Here is a 20,666-nt window from a genome sequence, read left to right as displayed (position 1 = left end):
GTGCTCGCGTCCCGTGGTGTGGCCGCATCTCCCTTGGCTGAACAGCGGCCAGTGCAGCAACGAAATCTGAAGCCGGCATCCGTATGCTTGGGCGCTGGACGCAACCAAAGGGTGGATGGCTGTGGCACGACGTGGAACGCAGGGAGCACTCCTGGCCGGCATGCTGCTGACCGGCATCGTACAGGCGCAACAGGCTGCGCCGGTGGCGGTGCCCGATCCTGCACCCGTTCCCCCTGAAGATGCGCCGCCTGCCCCCACCGCACCGATCTCCACCACCTTGCCGCAGGACAACGTCACCACCCTCGGCGAAGTGCGTGCGCTCAAGCCCGATGACGAGCCGCTGGACCTGTACCGCTTCAAGAACCCGGTGAAGTTCGGCGATAACCGCTTCAGCCGCGACTGGAGCGAACCGCCATCGCCGGAGCAGGTCAGCATGGGCGGTGGCTACATCATGATGGGCGTGGTCAAGGGTGTGCTGGCGGCAGCCAAAGGCATCAACAAACTCACCGGCGGTCCCGACCAGATCCAGGCGGCCGTGGCGCGGCCACCCCCAGAGCTCAGTGCCGAACAGCAGCAGCGCGCGCTGCGGTTCTCACAGGAGCAGGATGCCGGCGACACAGCGCCAGTGAAGTAGGCCGGTATATCCTGCGGGCTCCCCCACCAGTAATGCTGTCATGTCCCTGCGTTCATTCTGCCTGCTGGCCGCGTTGCTGCCGGCCTCCGCCTTCGCGTCCGGTATCGCCGATGGCGGCGCCTGCCGCAATGGCGCGTTCCCCTCCCAACAGAGCCGGTTCGCGCTGGCGCGGGTGGTTGATGCACCGCGCCTGTACCTGCTCGGCGACATGGAGGGCTGCCCCGCCAAGGGCGAACCGGCCTGCCGCCAGCGCAGCTATGTGGTCAACGGCGATACGGTGGTGACCGGTCGCGACCTGGGCCGTTACCGCTGCGCGTTCTTCCCCAACAAGGTGGGCGGCAGCGCCGGCTGGGTCGACCGCAGCAAGCTGCAGCCGTTGCCGGTGGCCGTGCCCACGCTGCAGGACTGGACGGGCCACTGGAAAGATGGCGACAACGGCCTGCGCATCACGGTGCAGGGTGGACAGCTGCATGTGGATGGCGACGCCTACTGGCCCTCCGCCAACCCCACGCCGGAACAGCGCCCGTATGGGCCGAACCTGGGCCAGGTGGAAGCGCGTGCCACACCGCAGGGTGCCGATGTCGAGTTCGCCGAGGATACGTGCCGGGTGCGTGTGCACTCGCTGGGTGAGGTGCTGATCGTGGCCGACAACAGCGAATGCGGTGGCATGAACGTGCGCTTCAATGGCGTGTACCGGCGCGCGGGAACGCGTTGACCCCGCCGAAAGACGCCAGCCAAGGTTGGCGTCCACCAGGGCAACCGGCCAGTAGATCCACGCCATGCGTGGATGCCGCCCGCGATCCCATCGTCGCGGTCAGCGCCGCCGCTCCAACCACCACAGCAGCGATGCGCACAGCACGAACGCCAGCCACCACGGCCAGCGCGATCCCGGCACGGGTTGCATCAGCGACGCGGTTGCCGGGGAGCTGCCCGCCAGCGCCTGCGTGGTTGCATCGATCATTGCCTGCTGATGCAGCGTGGGCGCGTCCTTCGGGTCGAACGCATAGCGCCAGAGGGTAGCGTCACCGTGCTGCAGGCGCTGCCAGCCCGCCTCGCGCGGCCACCAGCCCGCGCAACGCAGGTCTGACGTCGCGCCATCGACGATCAGCGGCGTGCCTTCGCCGCGTGCGTTGAAGGCTTGCAGCGGCGCCTGCACGCCGCACAGCGCCTGCCGTTCGCCCGCCCAGCTGATCGGCTGTGGCGACCACAGCGCCTCAGCGCTGCCCTGCGCCCGCGCCAGCGTGGCAACCACGCCGCTCCACAGTTCGCCGTGGCGGTCATCGCGGCCGGCCAGCACCCAGCGCCAACTGTCGGTGATGGGCAGCAGGCCGATGCGGCCTTTGCCGGTAGCGCGCCAGCCACCGACAGCCTTGCCGGTGCGATCGTGCAGCAGCGCGTTGCTGCCAGGTACCTGCAGCCCCAGTGCTTCCAGTGTGGGCAGCGCGGCGTCGTGCGAACTGCGGTCTGCCTCTGCGCCGTAGCCGGTCGGCAGCGTACCCGCGGCGAGCGGGCCACGTCGTGCGGCGAGGACCGCGCTCTCGCCGTCGCCGGGAAGTTCGAGGACCTGGCTGCTGCCATCACCCCGCAGCGGCAGGCCCAGATCGTGCAGGCGCTGGCGCGCGCTGGCCGAAGGCGCGCCCGCACTGCGTACCAGCACGCCCAGTCCTTCGCGCAGCGCCTGCCGCACAGCGGCCAGCTGGGCTGCATTCAATGCCGCCAGGCTGCGCTCGTCCAGCAGCAGCAGATCGCTGCGCGCCAGCGACGCCGCGTCCAGCGGCAAGGCGCCGTCGCCGACGCTCAGGCCGGCACCGGTATCGGCCTGCACCTGCACGCGGATGCCGGCATCGGCTGCCCAGCGGCGCAGGTACTTCAGTTCGGGGCCCGGCGCGCTGGCGCGTACCTGCAGGCGCAACGGCGCCGCCGGCAGGGTCTGCTGCGGCACCGGCACGTTGTCCACCACATGGCCGTCGGCATCGAGCAGGCGCAGCTGGAACACGCTGCGGCCTTCGGCGCGGGTGATGCCACTCAACTGAACGTGGCCATCGTCGGCAACATCCGCGCGATCGACCACGCTGCCGGCCGGGTCGAGCAGTTCCGCCTTTGCCCTGGCAACGCCACGCGCCTGTGCCTGTACCTCGAAGCGTGCGCCGGGCGCGGCGTCGGCCGGTGGCTGCAAGGCGACCCAGCCGCGCGGCGGTGCTGTCGGCTGCCAACGTACGTCGCGTGGCAGTACTGCGTCGCGGTCACGCGCGACCAGGCCGGCACCAACCAGCGTCAGCGTGGAGGCCGGATGCTGCCGCAGCGCGGTGGCCAGGTCGGGTACGCGCTTTGCGCCGGGCACATCGGCAGCTTCCGGCAACAGCCACAGCGGACCTTCGCTGGCCGGGAACGCGCCGGCCCTGCTGGCATCGATTCCGAGCACAACCAGCCCGCCTGCGGGTTGCTGGCGGGTGGGCGGCACCAGGCAGAAATACAGCAGCGTGGCGACGATGACCTGCAGTCCGATCACCCCCCAGCAGCGGCCACGGTGCGTGGTGTTGTTGCGCGACTGGCGAACGCTGGCGATCGCCACGATCACAGCGAGTGCCAGGACGATCCACAGGTTCAGGCCGGAGGGGTTCATGGCTGCGCCTCCAGCGCGTCCAGGTAGCGCTGGCCCATCGCATCGGCGGCACCGCGCCGCATCGCCTGCGGCAGTGGACGCTGCAGCGCCCGCCACAACTGAGCGCGCAGGCGCTGGCGGCAGTCGCGGCAACCGGGCTCGATGCGCAGCTGCTCGATGGCGGCAGCCAGATCCAGCGCATCGGGCAGGTAGGCGGCATTGCGCTGCTGCCAGGCAGCGAGTGCATCGAGGTCGGGCACGCTGGTGTCATCACCGAGGCGCTGCCAGGCTTCAACGATGGCCCGGTCGGGCGGGGTTCGTGCGGCCAACGGCAGTTCACGACTGGCCAGTCCGGCGCGATCACCGCCGAGGCGACGGCCTTCATCGATCGGTGGCAGCTCTGGCCCGACCCGGGCCAGATAGATGCGTTCGGCCTGCTGCACCTGCTTGATGAAACCCAGCGCCTTGTAGGCAAACGGCAACGCCTGCTCCGGACGGCCCTGGCGCAGCTCGCCTTCGGCCGACCACATCTGGTCCAGCGCGGCCTTCAGCGTGGCCCGGGTCTGCGGGTCGAGCAGGGTCGCGGCCTCGGCATGGTCATGGGTGTGGCCGTATTCGGAGAGCACATCGGTGGCGCTGCCGAACACCGGTGGCGAATCGGCATTGGACGCCTTGCCGCCGTGATCGTGGCCATGCTCATCGTGTGCCCCGGCCTCGGTGCCATGGTCGTGCTCGTGCTCGTCGTCGTGGCTGCCTGCAGCTGGCGCATCGCTGGTGGGCAGGTCGCTGGTCGGCGGCGGCTTCGGTGCGCCTTCGCTTTCCTCACCCAGGAACTGGCCGTAGCGCAGGCGCAGGATGCGCTGGTCGACACCGATCGCATCGCTGCGCTTCACGAAGTCCTCGGCGGCGAGGCTGTGTCTCTGCCGGATCAGCGCTTCGGCATCGATGATGATCTGCCGCTGGCTGCGGAAGTAGGCCGGCAGCGTCTTCTTGATGCGGCCTTCCAGTTCGGCACCGAGTGCAACCTCGGCGCTGGGCAGGCGCAGGATCACGCTGCTGCTGCGCCCGGCCTGCGGTGTTGGCGCGTGGTTGTCGCGTACTTCCAGCTGGGCGATGACATCGCTGCCGGGCTGCGCGCCCAGCGCAGCCAGGTCGAGGCTGTGCGCGAAACGCCGTGCAGTCGCTTCGCCGCTGCCGGTGAGGCCGACACTGCGGCGAACGAAGGTGATGTTCTCGCCGCTGCCCTGGGTAATGGTGATCGACAGCGTTGCCTGCGTGGCCACGGCGTAGTCATCGCTGGCTTCGAAGCGCAACGACCACTGGCGTTGCCCGGGCGTGCCCAGCACCAGGGTCGCGGCGGGCTCCAGCACGCGCACGCTGGGCGCACGATCAGCGACCACGTCCAGGCGATGCAGGCGGGTCTGGGCCAGTGCAGGTTCGCTCACCACGCGGTACAGCACAGGCACGCGCGCCACATCCTGCGCCAGCCACTGCCCATCCTGCTCGCTCAGCGGCAGCCGGCGGCCGTCGTGGAACTGCAGCCATGCCTTGTCCGGCGCGCGATCGAAGCGCAACGACCACGACAGCCGGCTGTCCGCGGCGACCTTGGCATCCAGCGCGTTCTGGGTGCGCGTGGCCTGGCCGGTATAGGCCGGTGCGTCGATCCGCAGGCGGGTGGACTGAAGGTGCAGCGGGCCGGCGGCAGCCGTGCTGACAGGCGCCGATGTGCGGGCCGGCGCGGAGTCGGGGCCGGAACGTGGCCAGCCGAATGCCAGCGCAGTGATCGCCAGGCCCGCGACCCAGCTCAGGGCCAACGCCCTGCGCGGCCAGCGCTGACGCAGGTCCGGTGTCGCGCGCTCCAGCGTGACCAGCACATGCGCGCGCTGGCGCTGCTGCAGCGGATTGAGCATGGCGGCATCGGCGAACAGCAGGTCGGCACTGTCCTCGCTGGCACCGCTGGCATCAAGCTGGCGCTGCACCCACTGTGGGTCCAGCTGGCGGGCATGTGCCGTGGCGAGCGCTGCGCAGGCGAGCGCGCTGACGGTGCCGACCACGCAGGCGATATCGAAGCCCGCCAGACGCAGCACCAGCGTCGTCGCGGCCAGCGCCCATGGCAGGCCCAGCAGCAGGGTAACGAGTGCACGTCGACGCCGTGCGCGTTGCCAGGCGTGCTGCAGGGTGTTCATGCGGCCACCCTGCGCCGGCGACTGCTGGCCATCCAGCGCTCCAGCGCGAACAGCAGCACGATGGCCAGCAGCAACCACGTGGTTGGCTCACGCGCTGGGGGCGCTATGGCGGGCAGTGCGGCCCGGCGTGGTGCCTGGTCCTGTGCATCGCCGAGGCGCGGTGACGCTGGCGGTTGCAGCGCCAGCAGCAGGGCACGCGGCAACCGCGGGTCGCGCAGCGCTGCGTTGCCTGAGGCATCCCAGTCGCCGGGCAGTGACAGCAGGACGCCGTGGCCGATGCGCTGTTGCCACAGCACTGGTGAGCCGTCGGCGTTGCGCAGCAGGATGCCGGCGTCGCCAGCAGGCTTGCCGGCGCTCACTGCACGACCGCCGTGGCGCAGCCATGCCTGCCAGCTCGCCGGCAGTGCATCGCTGCGGCTCCATACGCCGATCTCGCCGCGTTCGGGCAGGGCATCGGCCGACAGAGGAGCGAGCGGCGCCTGCATGCCCCACGCGCGCTGCAGTGCGTTCACCCAGTGCTGGGCGGCGGCCGGCGCATCGCTGTGCACGCGCAGACGCGGCAGCGTCGCGGCACTCGGTTGCGGAGTGGCCGGTACCGGTTGCGGCCGCCACTGCACTTCGCGCGACAGCTGCAGGCGGGTGCCGTCCAGACCGGGCAGGGGATCGGGAACGTGCACGGTCAACGCGGTGCCCGCGGGCAGCTGTGCGTCCAACTCGCGCAGCAGGCTGGGCAGCGATGCGCTGGATGCCGGCGGTGCCTGATCGATGGTGGGGAAGCCGGGTGCCAGCCAGTGCCAGTTGCCCTCTTCGGCGGTGCCGCGCAGTGCGGCGGCGTCCAATCCGGGAGCCACTACCGTCCACTCGGTGGGGACGGGCGCGGGGCCGGTCAATGCAGGGCGTGCCAGCAGCAAGGCCAATGCGGCCAGCAGCAACAGGCGCAGCAGCAGCAACGGCCAGTCATCGAAGCGGATGCGCTGGCGCGGGCGGATCTGCGCGCGCAGCCAGCGCAGCGCGGCGAAATCCAGCGGCGTGTACGGATGGCGCCGGGCCAGATGGATCAGCAGCGGTAGCAACCACGCAGCGAGCGCGGCCAGGCCCAACGGGAACAGCAGGGTCATGCACTGCCCCCACGGCCGAACAGCGCCTGCAGGGGTTGATCCAACGGCTGGTCGAGCCAGCCGGTGGCACTGGCAATGCCGCTGGCCTGCAGGCGCGACTGCAATGCGTTGCGTGCGTCAGCGAAGCGCTGCAGGTAGTCGGCGCGGATCGCCGCGCCATCGCCCAGCAGTTCCTCGCCGGTCTCCGGATCGCGGAAGCGATGGCCGGCGTCGAACGGGAAATCACGCTCGTCGGCGGTCAGGATCTGCAGCAGTGCCACTTCACGGCGTGCGCTGGCCAGTTGCTCCAGCAGCACGATGCAGGCCGCGTCGAAGCCATCACCCATCGCCAGCAGCAGGTCGCCCGGGCGCACGCGCTCCCACAGTGGCCGCAGGCGTTCGGCCGCGGGCCAGGTGCCGCGCGCCTGCAGGGCATGCAGTTGCAGATGCACGCGGTCACGCTGGCGTGCGCCGTTCGCCGCGGGCACCAGCTGCAGTCCATCGCCATTGATCGCCAGCAGGCCGAAACGGTCGCCCTGCTGCAGCGCCAGTTCTACCACGCAGGCGGCCACGCCGCGCATGTGATCCAGGCGCGTGCGCTGCGGTGCCGCGCGATCGGCCTGGCCGGCCGAGGCGGTGGCATCGAGCAACAGCCAGACCGTGATCGGGCTTTCGCGTTCGGATTCGCGCACGAAGAAGCGGTCCGAACGCGCGTACAGCTTCCAGTCGATCTGGCGCAGCTCGTCGCCCGGTTCGTAGGCCCGGTACTGGGCGAACTCGAGGCCGGCACCGCGGCTGCGGCTGGCGTGCTGGCCGATGCCACTGGCACCGCTGGCCAGGCGCGGCCGCAGCCGCAGCAGGCGCAGGCGCGCACGCAGTTCCGGTGGCAAGGTCAGCGGGGTACCGGCGTTCACGCGTGGATCAACCCGGGAATGGCACGGCCTGCAGCAGGGCGGCGACCACGTCGTCGGCACGCTTCTGCTCGGCCTCGGCGGCGAACGACAGCAGCAGGCGATGGCGCATCACCGGCGCGGCCAGCGCCTGCACGTCCTCGCGGGTGGCGGCGAAGCGGCCCTGCAGCAAGGCGCGCGCTTTTGCCGCGAGCACCAGCGACTGCCCGGCGCGCGGACCGGCGCCCCACTTCACCCATTGGTTGATCGCCGCCGGGGCGCCTTCGCCGGGCCGGCTGGCGCGCACCAGGCGGGTGATCCAGGCCAGCACGTCGGGGCTGACATGCACCTGCCGCACAGCCGCCTGCAGGGCGATCACCGCCTCGGCATCCATCACCTTCGGCACCGCGTCGGTGGCACCGCCGGTGGTCTGTTCCAGGATCCGCCGTTCCTCGTCTTCGCTGGGGTAATCCACCAGCACATGCAGCAGGAAGCGGTCCAGCTGCGCTTCGGGCAGCGGGTAGGTGCCGGCCTGCTCGATCGGGTTCTGCGTGGCCAGCACGAAGAACGGCGCGGGCAACGCGTAGGTGGTGCCGGCGTAGCTGACCGTGCGTTCCTGCATTGCCTCCAGCAGTGCGGCCTGGGTCTTGGGCGGGGTGCGGTTGAGTTCGTCGGCCAGCAGCAGGTGGGTGAAGATCGGGCCCTGCTGGAAGCGGAAATGGCGATGGCCGGTGCCATGGTCTTCCTCCAGCAGCTCGGTGCCGAGAATGTCGCTGGGCATCAGGTCGGGGGTGAACTGCACGCGCCGGAACTGCAGTTCCAATGCCTGGCCGAGTGAGCGCACCAGCAGGGTCTTGCCGAGCCCGGGCGCACCTTCCAGCAGGCAGTGGCCACCGGCCAGCAGGCCGATCAACAGCTGCTCGACCACCGTGTGCTGGCCCACCACCGCGCGTGCAAGCGCGGCGCGCAGTTCATCCAGGCGCGGCAGCAGGGAATCGAGGTCGGGGGAGTTCATGGGCGTGCAGGTCCTGTCAATTGTTCAACGCGTACATCACGATGTTGACGCCAAAGCGGGTGTTGTCTTCGGCCAGGAAGCGCTTGTTGCGCCAGTCGTAGTCCCACTCGCAGCCATAGTCCTTGTTGCTGTAGAGCAGGCCCAGCCGACCATCGACCTCGATGCCTTTCAGATAGTCGTGCACCAGGTCGTCGCCCCAGCCGTTGAGTTCGAAGCTGGTGGCGGGCGGACCGTCCGGGAAGCGGAAGAAACTGCGGTACAGCGCGTGGCTGTTGGGCAGTTTCTGCAATGCCTTCGGGCCGAACAGCCGGCCCATCTGTGCCTCGAACGAGGTGGCGAACAGGCCGTCGATGTCATGGTTGCAGTCGTCGACGAAGACGAAGCCGCCATTGCGCACGTAGCGCACGAAGTTCTGCCGTTCGGCGGCGTTGAACTCCACCAGCGTGTGCCCGGCCAGGTAGCAGAACGGCGCTTCCAGCATGCGCGGGTCGGCCAGGGCCACCACGTGTTCCTGCGGGTCCACGCGCAGCGAGGTGTAGTCGATCAGCGAGGTGATCAGGTTGGACGGCATGCGCGCGTCCACGTCCCAGTCACCGGAGTCGTACTGCAGGCGGGTGAACCAGAAGTCGTAGCGCGAACTGCGCGGGCCTGCCTGTGCCCAGGCTGGCAGCGCCGCCGCCGAAGCGGCAGCGGCCAACCAGCGCAGGCAGGCCCGGCGATCCATCAGACCGCGTCGGACAGCGAGGTGAAGGTGAAATCGCGCAGCTTCATCGGCGGGATCATCATCACGAAGCTGGACTCATCACCGGCCACACGCACCGGCTTGCCCAGCTCTTCGATGTTGTTGAGCATGATCACCGGCGACTCGTTGAAGCGGAAGTTCTTCACCGGGTACTTGATCTGGCCGTTCTCGATGTAGAAGGTGCCGTCGCGGGTCAGGCCGGTCAGCAGCACGGTCTGCGGGTCGACCATGCGGATGTACCAGGTGCGGGTGACCAGGATGCCCTTCTGGGTGCCGCGCACCAGCTCGGCGGTGCTCTTGTCGCCACCGCTCATCAGCAGGTTGCCAGGCGTAGCCTTGGCGGTCTTGCCCTGCTTCTGCGCCCAGAAGCGCGAGTAGTCCAGGTTGGCGATCCTGCCGTTCTCGATGATGGCCATGCGTTCGCGCGGCAGGCCTTCGTTGTCCCACGGCAGCACCGGCGCCTCCGGATGCCACGGGTCGGCGATCATGGTCACGCGCGGGTCGTAGACCTGCTCGCCCAGCTTGTTGCCGCCGCCCTTCTTCGACAGGAAGCTGCGGCCCTCATCGGCCGAGCGTGCACTGAAGAAGTTCATCATGAAGCTGATCAGGCCTGCAGCTGCGGCCGGCTCCAGGATGACCGTGTACTTGCCCGGTTCCAGTGCCTTGGCTTCGGCCGATTCGGTGGCCTTGCGCATGGCGATGCGGATGTCCTGGTCAGCCTTGAAGTCCGCCGCGTCCTTCAGGTTGCGGCCGACCCAGCCCGAACCGCGGCCATCTTCGGTGCGCACAGTGCAGGTGTAATCGAAGTTGGTGGTGCGCTGGTAAGCGAAGTTGCCGTTGCTGTTGGCGGTGGCCTGGAAGCCCTGCCCGTCCTCCAGGAAGCCGGCGGCGATCAGGCCGTGGCCGCGGCACGGGGCGATCGAATCGGCAGCGACCTTCGCACGGAAGGCCGGATCGATCGCGGCGGTGGATTCGCTGAAGGTCGGGCTGGCGCGGTAGCTCTGCTTGCCGATGGCCGGCATGAACTCCGGGTTCTCCGGGGCCAGGCGGGCCAGGTCTTCGGCACGGCGTACCACGCGTTCCAGCGCGGCGTCGTCGAACTCGTTGATCGAGGCAGTGCCGACGCGCTTGCCGAAGGCGACGGTGACCGCCAGTTCGGTGTTGTCGACGATGCCGCTGGTGGAGACATTGTTCAGCGCGAAACGGATGTTGCCGCTGATTGCACCGGCCAGCACGGCGGTGCACTCGTCGGCCTTGGACAGGGCGATGACCTTGTCGAGGATGGCCTTGGCCTGGGCTTCGGTGAAGATACTCATGTGTAAGGGCTCCTGACCGGTCAGCCGAGGCTGCGTGCGGTGTTGATGACGTTGATGCCGTTGAAGCGCGCGGTGGACGAGCCGTGCGAGACCGCCGAGACCTGTCCCGGCTGGCCCTTGCCGTCGAAGAACGAACCGCCCAGGCGGTAGTCGCGCTCGTCGGCCACGGCGGTACAGGCGTTCCAGAATTCCGGCGTGCGGATCTGGTAGGCCACGTCTTCCAGCATGCGGGTGATCTGGCCGTTCTTGATCTCGTAGAACAGCTGGCCGCCGAACTGCGCGTTGTAGCGCTGCTGGTCGATCGAGAACGAACCGTCACCGATGATGTAGATGCCGTTCTCCACGTCCTTGATCAGGTCCGGCACGCTCAGCGGCTTCTTGCCCGGTGCCATCGACACGTTGGCCATGCGCTGGAACTGCACGCTGGACCACGAGTCGGCATAGCAGCAGCCGTCGGACTCGGTCTTGCCGAGGATGTGCGCCTGGTCGCGGATGGTCTGGTAGTCCACCAGCTTGCCGTTGCTGATCAGGTCCCAGCGCTTGCACTTCACGCCTTCATCGTCGTATGCCACGGCGCCAAGGCTGCCCGGCTGGGTCTTGTCGGCGAAGATGTTGACCAGCTCGCTGCCGTACTGGAAACGCTGTTCGCGCTTGTCCAGGGTGGCGAAGCTGGTGCCGGCGTAGTTGGCTTCGTAGCCGAGCACGCGGTCCAGTTCCAGCGGGTGGCCGATCGACTCGTGGATGGTCAGCCAGGTGTGCGACGGATCGAGCACCAGGTCGTACTTGCCCGGCTTCACCGACGGTGCCTTCAGCTTTTCCTGCGCCTGCCGGGCGGCGGCGATGGCGTCTTCCTTCATGTCGTAGGAAGAACTGTAGTTGACCACGCCATTGGGGCTGACCACCTTGCCCGCGGCGGCGCCGTCCAGGTACTCGTAGCCCAGGCCCATCGGCGAGGACAGGCCCGAACGGGTGCGGAACTTGCCGCTGGCCTTGTCGATGGCGGTGACCGTCATCGGCGCCCAGATGCGATGCACGTCCTGGTCGATGTAGGAACCGTCGGTGGAGGCGAAGTACTTCTGCTCGTTGACCAGGAACAGCATCGAGTTGATGAAGCTGGCACCGGCGCCCATTGCGGCGGCGTTGACGTCCAGCAGCAGGCCGACCTTGTCCTTGATCGGCACCTCCATCGCATTCTTGCGGATCGGCGTGCGCCAGCTCACCTCACCCACGCCCGGCGCCTTGGCCAGCTGCACCGGCGCGGTCTGCACGCCGGCATTGGCCTTGGCGATCGCCGCCGCCTGCTGCGCGGCCTTGGCCACATCGGCCGTACCCAGCGCGTTGGTGGCGGCAAAGCCCCACGCACCATTGACGATCACGCGGATGCCCACGCCAGTGGACTCGGTGTTCACCACGTTCTGCACCTTGTCTTCGCGGGTGATCACGAACTGCCGCAGGTAGCGGCCGATGCGCACGTCGCAGTAGGTGGCACCGGCCTGGCGGGCGGCAGCCAGCGCCGCATCGGCCAGGCGCTTCTTCAGCCCCAGGTCCAGCGTGCTCTGCAGCTGCTCGGCGGCGATCACCTTGCCGAAGAAGGAGGGCACGATCAGCCCGCCCGCGGTAAGCCCGGTCAGGGCCAGGAAGTCACGTCTTTGCAAGGCTGCTCTCCATGTCGAAGGATGGGTGGCTCAAGCGCCGAGACTGCGCGCGGTGTTGATGATGTTGATGCCGTTGAAGCGGGTGGTGGATGAACCGTGCGAGACCGCCGACACCTGGCCCGGCTGGCCCTTGCCATCGAAGAACGAACCGCCCAGGCGGAAGTCGCGTTCATCGCAGATGGCGGTGCAGGCATTCCAGAATTCCGGGGTGCGGATCTGGTAGGCCGCATCCTCAACCATGCCGGCGATCTTTCCGTCCTTGATCTGGTAGTACAGCTGGCCGCCGAACTGCGCGTTGTAACGCTGCTGATCGATCGAATACGAACCGCGGCCGTGGATGTAGATGCCGTTCTCCACGTCCTTGATCATGTCCTCGACGCTGAGCGGTTGCTTGCCCGGCGCCAGCGAGACATTGGCCATGCGCTGGAACTGCACGCTGGACCAGGAATCGGCGTAGCTGCAGCCATGCGATGCATCGCGGCCGAGGATATGGGCTTCGTCACGGGTGGCCTGGTAATCGACCAGGATGCCGTCGCGCACCAGGTCCCAGCGCTGGGTCTTCACGCCCTCGTCGTCGTAGCCGACCGCGCCGAGGCTGCCGGGCTGGGTCTTGTCGGCGAAGAAGGTGACGATGTCGCTGCCCCAGCGGAAGCCGGCATCGCGCTTGTCCAGCGTGGCGAAGCTGGTGCCGGCGTAGTTGGCTTCGTAGCCGAGCACGCGGTCCAGCTCCAGCGGGTGGCCAACGTTCTCGTGGATGGTCAGGAACAGATTGGACGGGTCCAGCACCAGGTCGTACTTGCCGGGCTTCACCGACGGCGCCTTCAGTTTCTCGCGCGCGTGGCGGGCGGCCGCAATGGCGTCCTCGACCGGGTCGTAGGAATCGCGGTAGGCAGTGATGCCACCGGGCAGCTGCACCTTGCCGCGCGCATCGCCATCGAGGAACTCATAGCCCATGCCCATCGGCGAGGACAGGCCGGCGCGGGTGCGGAATCTGCCGCTGGCCTTGTCGATGGCGGTGGCGGTGAACGGCAACCAGATGCGGTGGATGTCCTGGTCGATGAACGAGCCGTCGCTGGAGGCGAAGTACTTCTGTTCGTTGACCAGGAACAGGGTGGAATTGATGTAGTCGGCGCCCGCATCCAGCGCAGCGGCATTGAGGGCCAGCAGCAGCTCGACCTTGTCCTGGATCGGCACCGCCATCGCGTTCCTGCGGATGGGCGTCTGCCAGCGCACTTCACCGACGGACGGCGTGGGTGCCAGCTGCACCGGGCGGGTCTGGATGCTGGCGTTGGCGCGGGCGATTGCTGCGGCCTGCTCGACCGCTGCGCGCACGGCGGCCTCGGTCTGCTGATGGGTGGCAGCAAAGCCCCAGGCGCCGTTGACGATCACTCGCACACCCACGCCGGACGATTCTCGGTTGGTCACATTGCCGACCTGGTGCTCGCGGGTGATCACCGACTGGTTGAGGTAGCGGCCGATGCGCACATCGCAGTAGCTGGCCTTGGCCGAGCGTGCGGTGGCCAGCGCGACCTCGGCCAAGCGCCGGCGCTGGGCGGTATCGACCGGCGCCAGCAGCTGCTCGGCGGCGATGGCACGGGAATGCGGCAGCAGCAGGCCGGCCAGGCCCAGGCCGGAAAAAGCCAGGAACTCACGTCGTTGCACAGCGTTTCTCTCTCTCGCTTGCGTGCGGTCGGCAACGCGCCGGACCGATCACGTCAACTCCTCGACTTTCGCCAGCGCGGCGCAACCGGGCAAGTGACTGCAGTCATGGTTGGGGAGGGTTTCGGCAGGGCTTGCAGCCCTGCACCTGCTCAATGCAACGGCAACGGCAACGGCCAAAGCCAAAGCCAGAGCGGCATTCCGTGGGTGGGCGGGGCGGTGTCGGATTGCGGGGACGCCGTGAATCCGTCCATGGAGGCTTGGCAGCCGCATCCATGCGGCTGACACCCCGCAATCCGACACCGCCCCACCTCTGACAGATTCCTGCGGCTGTTGGTAGGTGTCGACCTTGGTCGACACATCTGTCAGGTATCGAAATGAATCCGGGGTCAGATCCGTTTTCCTGTGGAAAACGGATCTGACCCCAAGAGCACTTCCGACAGATCGCGGAAATCTGTCGAAGGCGGGGTGGGTCCGGTTGCGGGGGCGTGAGCCGCATGGATGCGGCGACCGAGCCTACAGGGACGTATTTACGGCGCCCCCCGCAACCGGGCCCACCCCGCCAACCCACGGAATGCCAGCTTTTGACGTTGCTCTGGCTCTGGCTCCGGCTCCTGCGGGTGCAGGGCTGCAAGCCCTGCAGACACCCCCTCGTGCACAATGGGGCCGACCCCGCCTGGACACCGTCCTGATGTCGAGCAAGCCGTATTCAGAAGCCTGCGAGCGCAACCGCGAACCCATCGCCACCGCACTCGACCCGTGGATGGGCGACCGCCATCGGGTGCTGGAGATCGGCAGTGGTACCGGCCAGCACGCAGCCTTCTTCGCCGAGCGCTGGCCGTGGCTGCGCTGGCAGCCCAGCGACCATCCGGACCATCTGCCCGGCATCGAAGCCTGGCGTGCGGAGGCCGCGCTGCTGAACCTGCTGCCGCCGGTGGCGCTGCAGGTGGAGCTGCCACCGGCGACGGGCCTGGACCTTCCAGAAAGCAGCACGTTCGACGCCGCATTCAGCGCCAACACGCTGCACATCATGGGCTGGGAGTACGTGCAGGTGCTGTTCGGCGCGCTGCCGCCACTGTTGCGTCACGGTGCGCTGCTGGCGATCTACGGTCCGTTCAACTATGGCGGCCGCTATACCAGTGACAGCAATGCGCAGTTCGATGCCTGGCTGAAGGCGCGCGACCCGCGCAGCGGTATCCGCGACAGCGAAGCGGTGCAGGCGCTGGCGGCCGACAACGGGTTTACCCGGTTGGGTGACGTGGCGATGCCGGCCAATAACCGGTTGCTGCTGTGGCGGTTGGGGTGATCAGGCCTCCGGTGCCATGCTGGAAAGGCGTGCCGCAGCAGCACGCAGTCCCTGGAAAATAGGTCCGGACACGTTGGAAGGGAAATCATCCGGGAGCTGACGCGTGACCTGTGCGATGGCAGGTTCCACGGATTCCAGCAGTGTCTCGATCCATGGTTCTGCGCCATCGCTTACACCGCAGACGCGAGCTGTTTCGTTCCAATGCCGTCGTCGAATATCCAGCAGACTTCGGTGTCGATTCCGTCCGTTGATACTCATGGCGAGCTTCGCATCACGAGGCTCCAGCTGGCCGGGTCCGCGGCCGAGAATGGGGTAGACCGAAAGCACGTCATAGATGGGCGTTAATCTGAAGCGGCCGCCAGCTTCAATGTGAACGCTGAAGTTCTTGGCATGGCCATCGATTGCAGCCAACATCCAGAAAAGAATCTGCGTCTTGAAGAAGGTCGCGCGGTCCTCGGAATGCTCGGATTGTCGAAGCAGATCCATGATGGCCACGATGCCTGGGCCACCATCCGATTCATATTTCCTGGCGGCGGGCAGACCAAAGACCTGGCACATGTCTTCCTGTGGCAACCTCAGCCACCATCGGCGGTCCGCAGACAGACGGCGGTCGAATCGCTCAACAATGAGCGCGCGTTGGTCCTGGAAACGTCCCATTTGCGTCTCTGCAACGGGAATTCCGAAGGCGGAAAGCAGATGCATGCACAGCCACTCGTTCTCGACTGACTGGTGCATGTCTGCCCTCATGTTGCCGACCAGGCCTAGGGGCAACTTGAAGATATGAGTAGAAGGCGTGCTGCCGATGGGAATACACCACTGATCCTCGTGCAGAAGTAGCCCTGTCTTCTCCTGTGCACCGGCGATAGAGATTCGAAACTCGTCACTCGGATGGTGCCTTGATCCTGGCAGTGCGGGTGCAGTAACTCCTCGCAGGATGTCCGCAACTTCGCCCTCATTCAATGGCCGGAATTGGATGCTCTGCAGATCGTTGGGTGTGGCTGCAACGGGTAGCAGCTGCACAGCGCCAACGCAATCCCGACCGATGGCCTCGAGAAGGTCAAAGGTTCCCGCTGAGCGGGTTGAAAAGCGATCGCGTAGCCTGCTTCTGATCTCGCTGTTGTCAGGAAGAAGGTTGTCGAAGTAGTCGACAACCTTCTGTCCACGGTGACTTTCACCAAGTGGCAGCAATGGGAGTGAGAGGGAAATAGGGCGTGGCGAACCAGACTCAAGCCAGTTTTGGGTGTAGGTAAGGCGCGGAGAGCTGTTCGAGTTCTGCTGCCATTTCGCTACCTCTACACCGTTCATCCAGATCGCTAGCTCACTCATCGCTACCATTCCATATCTTGATTGCTTGAGCGCTCCGTGCCCTGCTGTAGAGTCACCTCGATTCCTAGTACCGCCCACACCTTCATCAGGCGCCCAAACGAAGCTGTTTCTGGTTCGTGCTCCAGAGCTGTCACCGCTTGGCGGCTGATACCCAGTTGTTTGCCAAGATCTGTCTGTGTCAGGCCCGCCTGCTTGCGAAACGCTTTCATGAGCGAGCCCAACTGTTGGGGAGTTCGGACAACAAACTTGACTGCCACAGAGCTTTCTCCTTCATCGGCGATGCGCTGGTCAGGCGAGCGCGGGTGGTAGGCGCCCCGATACAAGCCCTTCCGCTGCAAACGAGTCAGTACCCTGCGCTCGAGGATAGCAATCCATAGGTTGCTTCGTTGTAAGGCAACCTATAGCTTTCTTATTTGAAATGCAACCTATAGCTTTCTTATTTGGAATGCAACTTATAGCTTGCCCCGCTTCTTGCGTCCTTTCTCAAGCCACCTGCACGATATGCAGCGCCTTCCGGTTGCGCCACTGCGCCAGCAGGGCCGCTTCGCGCGCCTTGGCCTGCGCGAAGTGGGCTTCCTTGACATGGCCGAAGCCGCGGATGTGCTCGGGAATGCTGGCGATCTCCACCGCCAGCGACAGACGGTCGTCCTCCAGCCCGTCCAGCAGCACCTGCACCGTCGCCTCGTAATCAGCAATCAGCTTGCGCTCCATGCGGCGCTCCTCGGTGCGTCCGAACACATCGAAGCGGCCGCCACGCAGGAACTTCAGCTTCGCCAACAGACCGAAGGCCTTGAACATCCACGGGCCGTATTCCTTCTTCAGCAGCCGTCCCTGCTCGTCCTTCTTCGCGAACAGCGGCGGTGCCAGATGGAAGCGCAGCTGGTAGTCGCCCTCGAACTGCTGCTGCAGGCGGCGCTGGAAGTCGCCGCTGGTGTACAGGCGCGCCACTTCGTACTCGTCCTTGTAGGCCATCAGCTTGAACAGGTAGCGCGCCACGGTCTCGGTCAGCGCAGTGGAACCGCCGATGCGGTCGGCTTCGGTGGCGCGTACGCGCGCTACCAGGTCACGGTAGCGCCTGGCGTAGGCGGAATCCTGGTACTCGACCAGGAACGCGGCGCGGCGCTCGATCATTTCATCCAGCGAGCGCGACAGGCGGGCGTCGTCCAGCGGCAGGAACGCCACGTCGCCACCGTGCGAGGGCAGGCCACGCAGTTCGCGTTCGTCGCCGGTGTTGCGCGGTGCCGCAGTGGCACCCCATTCATTGCCCTCCCACTCGCCTGGCGGCAGCGGATGCAGCGGGCCCGGGGTGGATTCGGTATCGGTATGGCGGTTGCGCACCAGGCCGGCGGCCTGCTGCACCGCCTGCGGATCGACCACGGCCAGTCGGCCCCAGGCGAACGCCTGCTGGTTCATCGCCACGGCGGCGCCATTGAGCTCGATGGCGCGCATCAGTGACTCGAACGAGAGCGGCACCAGGCCCTGCTGCCAGGCGTAGCCGAGGATGAACAGGTTGGCGGCAATGGCATCGCCCAGCAGCGCGGTGGCCAGTTGGGTGGCATCGAGCAGCAACGGCTCCTGGCCGCCCAGTGCCACGCGCACGCCGGCGATGATGTCGGCGGCGGGGAACTGCATGTCCGGGCGGGTGGTGAAGGTGCCTGGCATCGCTTCGTAAGTGTTCAGCACCACCTGCGAACGGCCGGCACGGACCTTCGACAGCGCCCAGTAATCGTTGACCACCACCATGTCGCAGCCCAGCACCAGGTCGGCCTCGCCAGCGGCGATGCGCACGGCATGGATGTCTTCAGGGCGACGGGCAATGCGGATGTGCGTGGTCACCGCGCCGCCCTTCTGCGCCAGGCCGGTCTGATCGAGCACGGTTGCACCCTTGCCTTCCAGGTGGCCGGCCATGCCCAGCAGCGCACCGATGGTCACCACGCCGGTACCGCCGACGCCGGTGATCAGGATGTTCCAGGGCTGTTCCAGGCTGTCGCGGAGGGTCGGCGCCGGCAGGTTGTCCAGCAGCGTGGACGCATCGCGCTTGCTGCCCTTGCGCGGCTGGCCACCGTGCACGGTGACGAAGCTGGGGCAGAAGCCGTTCACGCAGGAATAGTCCTTGTTGCAGTTGGACTGGTCGATCTCGCGCTTGCGCCCGAACTCGGTTTCCTTCGGCAGCACCGACACGCAGAAGCTCTTCTTCCCGCAGTCACCGCAGCCTTCGCAGACCAGCGAGTTGATCATCACCCGCTTCTGCGGGTCTTCCAGCTTGCCTCGCTTGCGGCGGCGACGCTTCTCGGTGGCGCAGGTCTGTTCGTAGATCAGGATCGAAACACCCTTTACTTCGCGCAGGCGCTTCTGCACTTCGTCCAGTTCGCTGCGGTCATGGAACTCGACGTCGCTGGGGAAGTGCTCGCGCTGGCCGGTCCACTTGCCGATGTTGTCCGACAGCACCACGATGGTGTGGATGCCTTCGGCGCGCATCTGCTTTGCAATGTCCGGCACGCTCAGCGGACCGTCCACCGGCTGGCCGCCGGTCATCGCCACCGCATCGTTGTAGAGGATCTTGTAGGTGATGTTGACGCCAGCGGCGACCGCCTGGCGGATCGCCAGCGAGCCGCTGTGGAAGTAGGTGCCGTCGCCGAGGTTCTGGAACACGTGCGGGGTATCGGTGAACGGCGCCTGCCCGGCCCAGGTCACGCCTTCGCCGCCCATGTGGGTGAAGGTGTCGGTGCTGCGGTCCATCCAGGTCACCATGTAATGGCAACCAATGCCGGCCAGCGCACGCGAGCCTTCCGGCACGTTGGTGGAGGTGTTGTGCGGGCAGCCCGAGCAGTAATGCGGTACGCGCGGGAAGCTGGCGCGCGGCAACGCAAGCTCGGCTTCCTTCTCCTGCATCCACTGCAGCCGCTGCTCGATCGATGCGTTGTTGAAGAACTTCTGGATGCGGCGGCCGATCACGCCGGCGATGGTGGCCGGGGTCAGCTCGCCGGTGGACGGCAGGATCCATTCGCCAGTCTCGTCATACTTGCCGACGATGGACGGGCGCTGGCCCCAGCTGGCCGGCCAGTTGAAGAACTGTTCCTTCATCTGACGCTCGATGAAGGCACGCTTTTCCTCCACCACGATGATGTCTTCCAGGCCCTGCGCGAAGCGCGCGATGCCCTGCGGCTCCAGCGGCCAGGTCATGCCGACCTTGTACACGCGGATGCCGATGTCGGCGCAGGCGGCTTCGTCCAGGCCCAGGTATTCCAGCGCCTGCAGCACGTCCAGGTAGCTCTTGCCGGTGGTGACGATGCCCAGCCGCGCGCGCGGCGCGTCCATCACCACCTTGTCGATGCCGTTGGCGCGGGCGAACGCCTGTGCGGCCTTCACCGCATAGCGGTGCAGGCGCATTTCCTGGTCCAGCGGCGGGTCCGGCCAGCGGATGTTGAGACCGCCCGAAGGCATCTCGAAGTCTTCCGGCAGCACGATGCGGCGCGCCATCGGGTCGACCTCGACCGAGGCCGACGATTCGACTGTCTCGGCGATCGTCTTGAAGCCGACCCAGCGCCCGGTATAGCGGCTCATCGCCCACCCCAGCAGGCCCATGTCGAGGATGTCCTGCACACCGGCCGGATTCAGTACCGGCATCATCGCGCTGACGAACTCGTCCTCGCTGCCATGCGGCAGGGTTGAACTGCGGCAGGCATGGTCATCGGCGGCCAGTGCCAGCACCCCGCCGTAGCGCGAGGTGCCGGCGGCATTGGCGTGCTTGAACACGTCGCCGCAGCGGTCCACGCCCGGGCCCTTGCCGTACCACATGCCGAACACGCCCTGCACGTTGGCGCCGGGGAACAGGTTGGTCTGCTGGGTGCCCCACACCATGGTGGCGCCCAGGTCCTCGTTCAGGCCGGGGGTGAACTTCACCTTGGCCGCGTCGAGGTGTTTGCGTGCGCGCCACAGCTCCAGGTCGAAGCCGCCCAGCGGGCTGCCGCGGTAGCCGCTGACGAAGCCGGCGCTGTCGATGCCTTCGTGTGCGTCGCGCAGCCGCTGCATCAGCGGCAGCTTCACCAGCGCCTGCACGCCACTCAGGTAGATCCGCCCCTCGTCGCGGGTGTACTTGTGGTCGAGCGTGTAGTCACGGTCGATCAGGTCGGTGGAGGAGGGCGACGTGAGTTGCGCGGTACTGGTCATGGCTGGCCCGGTCAGGATCGGCTGGCACCGGCCGCGTGCAGGCACGCGGCGGGAAAGGCGCGAATTGT

At 67.0% G+C, this 20,666-nt stretch carries 15 protein-coding genes; 3 read left to right on the top strand and 12 right to left on the bottom strand.

Going from position 1 to position 20,666, the window contains the following annotated elements; translation table 11 throughout:
* The first annotated feature begins 115 nt into the window (after positions 1–115).
* Together AC5P8U_RS12965 and AC5P8U_RS12960 are read left to right on the top strand one after the other, a co-directional pair.
* Positions 116–634 (top strand): hypothetical protein, encoded by a 519-nt coding sequence (locus tag AC5P8U_RS12965; RefSeq protein WP_061479909.1) that lies wholly within the window; start codon positions 116–118, stop codon positions 632–634.
* 40 nt (positions 635–674) lie between these two features.
* On the top strand, positions 675–1,349 hold the full coding sequence (locus AC5P8U_RS12960) for a hypothetical protein (protein WP_072167397.1): 675 nt from the start codon (positions 675–677) through the stop codon (positions 1,347–1,349).
* 99 nt (positions 1,350–1,448) lie between these two features.
* Here AC5P8U_RS12960 and AC5P8U_RS12955 read toward each other — a convergent pair whose 3' ends face one another.
* The 9 genes from AC5P8U_RS12955 to AC5P8U_RS12915 are packed head-to-tail and all read right to left on the bottom strand — an operon-like array spanning position 1,449 to position 13,799.
* The gene (locus tag AC5P8U_RS12955; RefSeq protein ID WP_495214178.1) at positions 1,449–3,257 is read right to left on the bottom strand and encodes a hypothetical protein; all 1,809 of its coding nucleotides are present in this window, start codon (positions 3,255–3,257) and stop codon (positions 1,449–1,451) included.
* On the bottom strand, positions 3,254–5,422 hold the full coding sequence (locus AC5P8U_RS12950; protein ID WP_495214177.1) for a hypothetical protein: 2,169 nt from the start codon (positions 5,420–5,422) through the stop codon (positions 3,254–3,256). Before AC5P8U_RS12950 ends, AC5P8U_RS12955 begins: the two co-directional genes overlap by 4 nt.
* Complete coding sequence (locus tag AC5P8U_RS12945) at positions 5,419–6,540, bottom strand: BatA domain-containing protein (protein WP_353762446.1); 1,122 nt, start codon at positions 6,538–6,540, stop codon at positions 5,419–5,421. Before AC5P8U_RS12945 ends, AC5P8U_RS12950 begins: the two co-directional genes overlap by 4 nt.
* Complete coding sequence (locus AC5P8U_RS12940) at positions 6,537–7,433, bottom strand: DUF58 domain-containing protein (protein ID WP_072167393.1); 897 nt, start codon at positions 7,431–7,433, stop codon at positions 6,537–6,539. Before AC5P8U_RS12940 ends, AC5P8U_RS12945 begins: the two co-directional genes overlap by 4 nt.
* A gap of 7 nt (positions 7,434–7,440) precedes the next feature.
* Positions 7,441–8,424 carry an AAA family ATPase gene (locus AC5P8U_RS12935; protein ID WP_061479903.1) on the bottom strand — a complete coding sequence of 328 codons (984 nt, stop codon included), beginning with the start codon at positions 8,422–8,424 and terminating at the stop codon, positions 7,441–7,443.
* Between the two features lie 16 nt (positions 8,425–8,440).
* Complete coding sequence (locus AC5P8U_RS12930; RefSeq protein ID WP_005421001.1) at positions 8,441–9,148, bottom strand: DUF4159 domain-containing protein; 708 nt, start codon at positions 9,146–9,148, stop codon at positions 8,441–8,443.
* On the bottom strand, positions 9,148–10,482 hold the full coding sequence (locus AC5P8U_RS12925; RefSeq protein ID WP_188241392.1) for a TldD/PmbA family protein: 1,335 nt from the start codon (positions 10,480–10,482) through the stop codon (positions 9,148–9,150). Before AC5P8U_RS12925 ends, AC5P8U_RS12930 begins: the two co-directional genes overlap by 1 nt.
* Positions 10,483–10,502: 20 nt before the next feature.
* Positions 10,503–12,137, bottom strand: a complete 1,635-nt coding sequence (locus AC5P8U_RS12920) for a TldD/PmbA family protein (protein WP_072167391.1) — start codon at positions 12,135–12,137, stop codon at positions 10,503–10,505.
* Positions 12,138–12,167: 30 nt separating this feature from the next.
* Entirely contained in the window at positions 12,168–13,799 is a 1,632-nt protein-coding gene (locus tag AC5P8U_RS12915; protein ID WP_072167390.1) for a TldD/PmbA family protein, read from the bottom strand.
* 688 nt (positions 13,800–14,487) lie between these two features.
* Between AC5P8U_RS12915 and AC5P8U_RS12910 the strand changes: the two genes are divergently transcribed.
* On the top strand, positions 14,488–15,102 hold the full coding sequence (locus AC5P8U_RS12910) for a DUF938 domain-containing protein (protein ID WP_005420993.1): 615 nt from the start codon (positions 14,488–14,490) through the stop codon (positions 15,100–15,102).
* Here the strand turns inward: AC5P8U_RS12910 and AC5P8U_RS12905 are convergent, their stop codons facing one another.
* The 3 genes from AC5P8U_RS12905 to AC5P8U_RS12895 form a co-directional block, all read right to left on the bottom strand.
* On the bottom strand, positions 15,103–16,428 hold the full coding sequence (locus AC5P8U_RS12905; protein ID WP_072167388.1) for a type II toxin-antitoxin system HipA family toxin: 1,326 nt from the start codon (positions 16,426–16,428) through the stop codon (positions 15,103–15,105).
* 2 nt (positions 16,429–16,430) lie between these two features.
* Positions 16,431–16,685: a helix-turn-helix domain-containing protein gene (locus tag AC5P8U_RS12900; RefSeq protein ID WP_227836869.1), complete on the bottom strand. Its 255-nt coding sequence runs from the start codon at positions 16,683–16,685 to the stop codon at positions 16,431–16,433.
* 226 nt (positions 16,686–16,911) lie between these two features.
* Entirely contained in the window at positions 16,912–20,598 is a 3,687-nt protein-coding gene (locus AC5P8U_RS12895) for an indolepyruvate ferredoxin oxidoreductase family protein (RefSeq protein WP_495214176.1), read from the bottom strand.
* Positions 20,599–20,666: the final 68 nt, after the last annotated feature.

The sequence above is a fragment of the Stenotrophomonas sp. YJH_SMC_81 genome (genome assembly GCF_059370875.1).
This window is presented reverse-complemented; position numbering and strand designations above follow the sequence as displayed.

Excerpts from the sequence above, each read along its gene's own strand:
- AC5P8U_RS12930 (WP_005421001.1), bottom strand. The coding sequence starts at position 9,148 with ATGGATCGCCGGGCCTGCCTGCGCTGGTTGGCCGCTGCCGCTTCGGCG.
- AC5P8U_RS12935 (WP_061479903.1), bottom strand. The coding sequence starts at position 8,424 with ATGAACTCCCCCGACCTCGATTCCCTGCTGCCGCGCCTGGATGAACTG.
- AC5P8U_RS12925 (WP_188241392.1), bottom strand. The coding sequence starts at position 10,482 with ATGAGTATCTTCACCGAAGCCCAGGCCAAGGCCATCCTCGACAAGGTC.
- AC5P8U_RS12895 (WP_495214176.1), bottom strand. The coding sequence starts at position 20,598 with ATGACCAGTACCGCGCAACTCACGTCGCCCTCCTCCACCGACCTGATC.
- AC5P8U_RS12955 (WP_495214178.1), bottom strand. The coding sequence starts at position 3,257 with ATGAACCCCTCCGGCCTGAACCTGTGGATCGTCCTGGCACTCGCTGTG.
- AC5P8U_RS12910 (WP_005420993.1), top strand. The coding sequence starts at position 14,488 with ATGTCGAGCAAGCCGTATTCAGAAGCCTGCGAGCGCAACCGCGAACCC.
- AC5P8U_RS12965 (WP_061479909.1), top strand. The coding sequence starts at position 116 with ATGGCTGTGGCACGACGTGGAACGCAGGGAGCACTCCTGGCCGGCATG.
- AC5P8U_RS12945 (WP_353762446.1), bottom strand. The coding sequence starts at position 6,540 with ATGACCCTGCTGTTCCCGTTGGGCCTGGCCGCGCTCGCTGCGTGGTTG.
- AC5P8U_RS12950 (WP_495214177.1), bottom strand. The coding sequence starts at position 5,422 with ATGAACACCCTGCAGCACGCCTGGCAACGCGCACGGCGTCGACGTGCA.
- AC5P8U_RS12905 (WP_072167388.1), bottom strand. The coding sequence starts at position 16,428 with ATGAGTGAGCTAGCGATCTGGATGAACGGTGTAGAGGTAGCGAAATGG.
- AC5P8U_RS12960 (WP_072167397.1), top strand. The coding sequence starts at position 675 with ATGTCCCTGCGTTCATTCTGCCTGCTGGCCGCGTTGCTGCCGGCCTCC.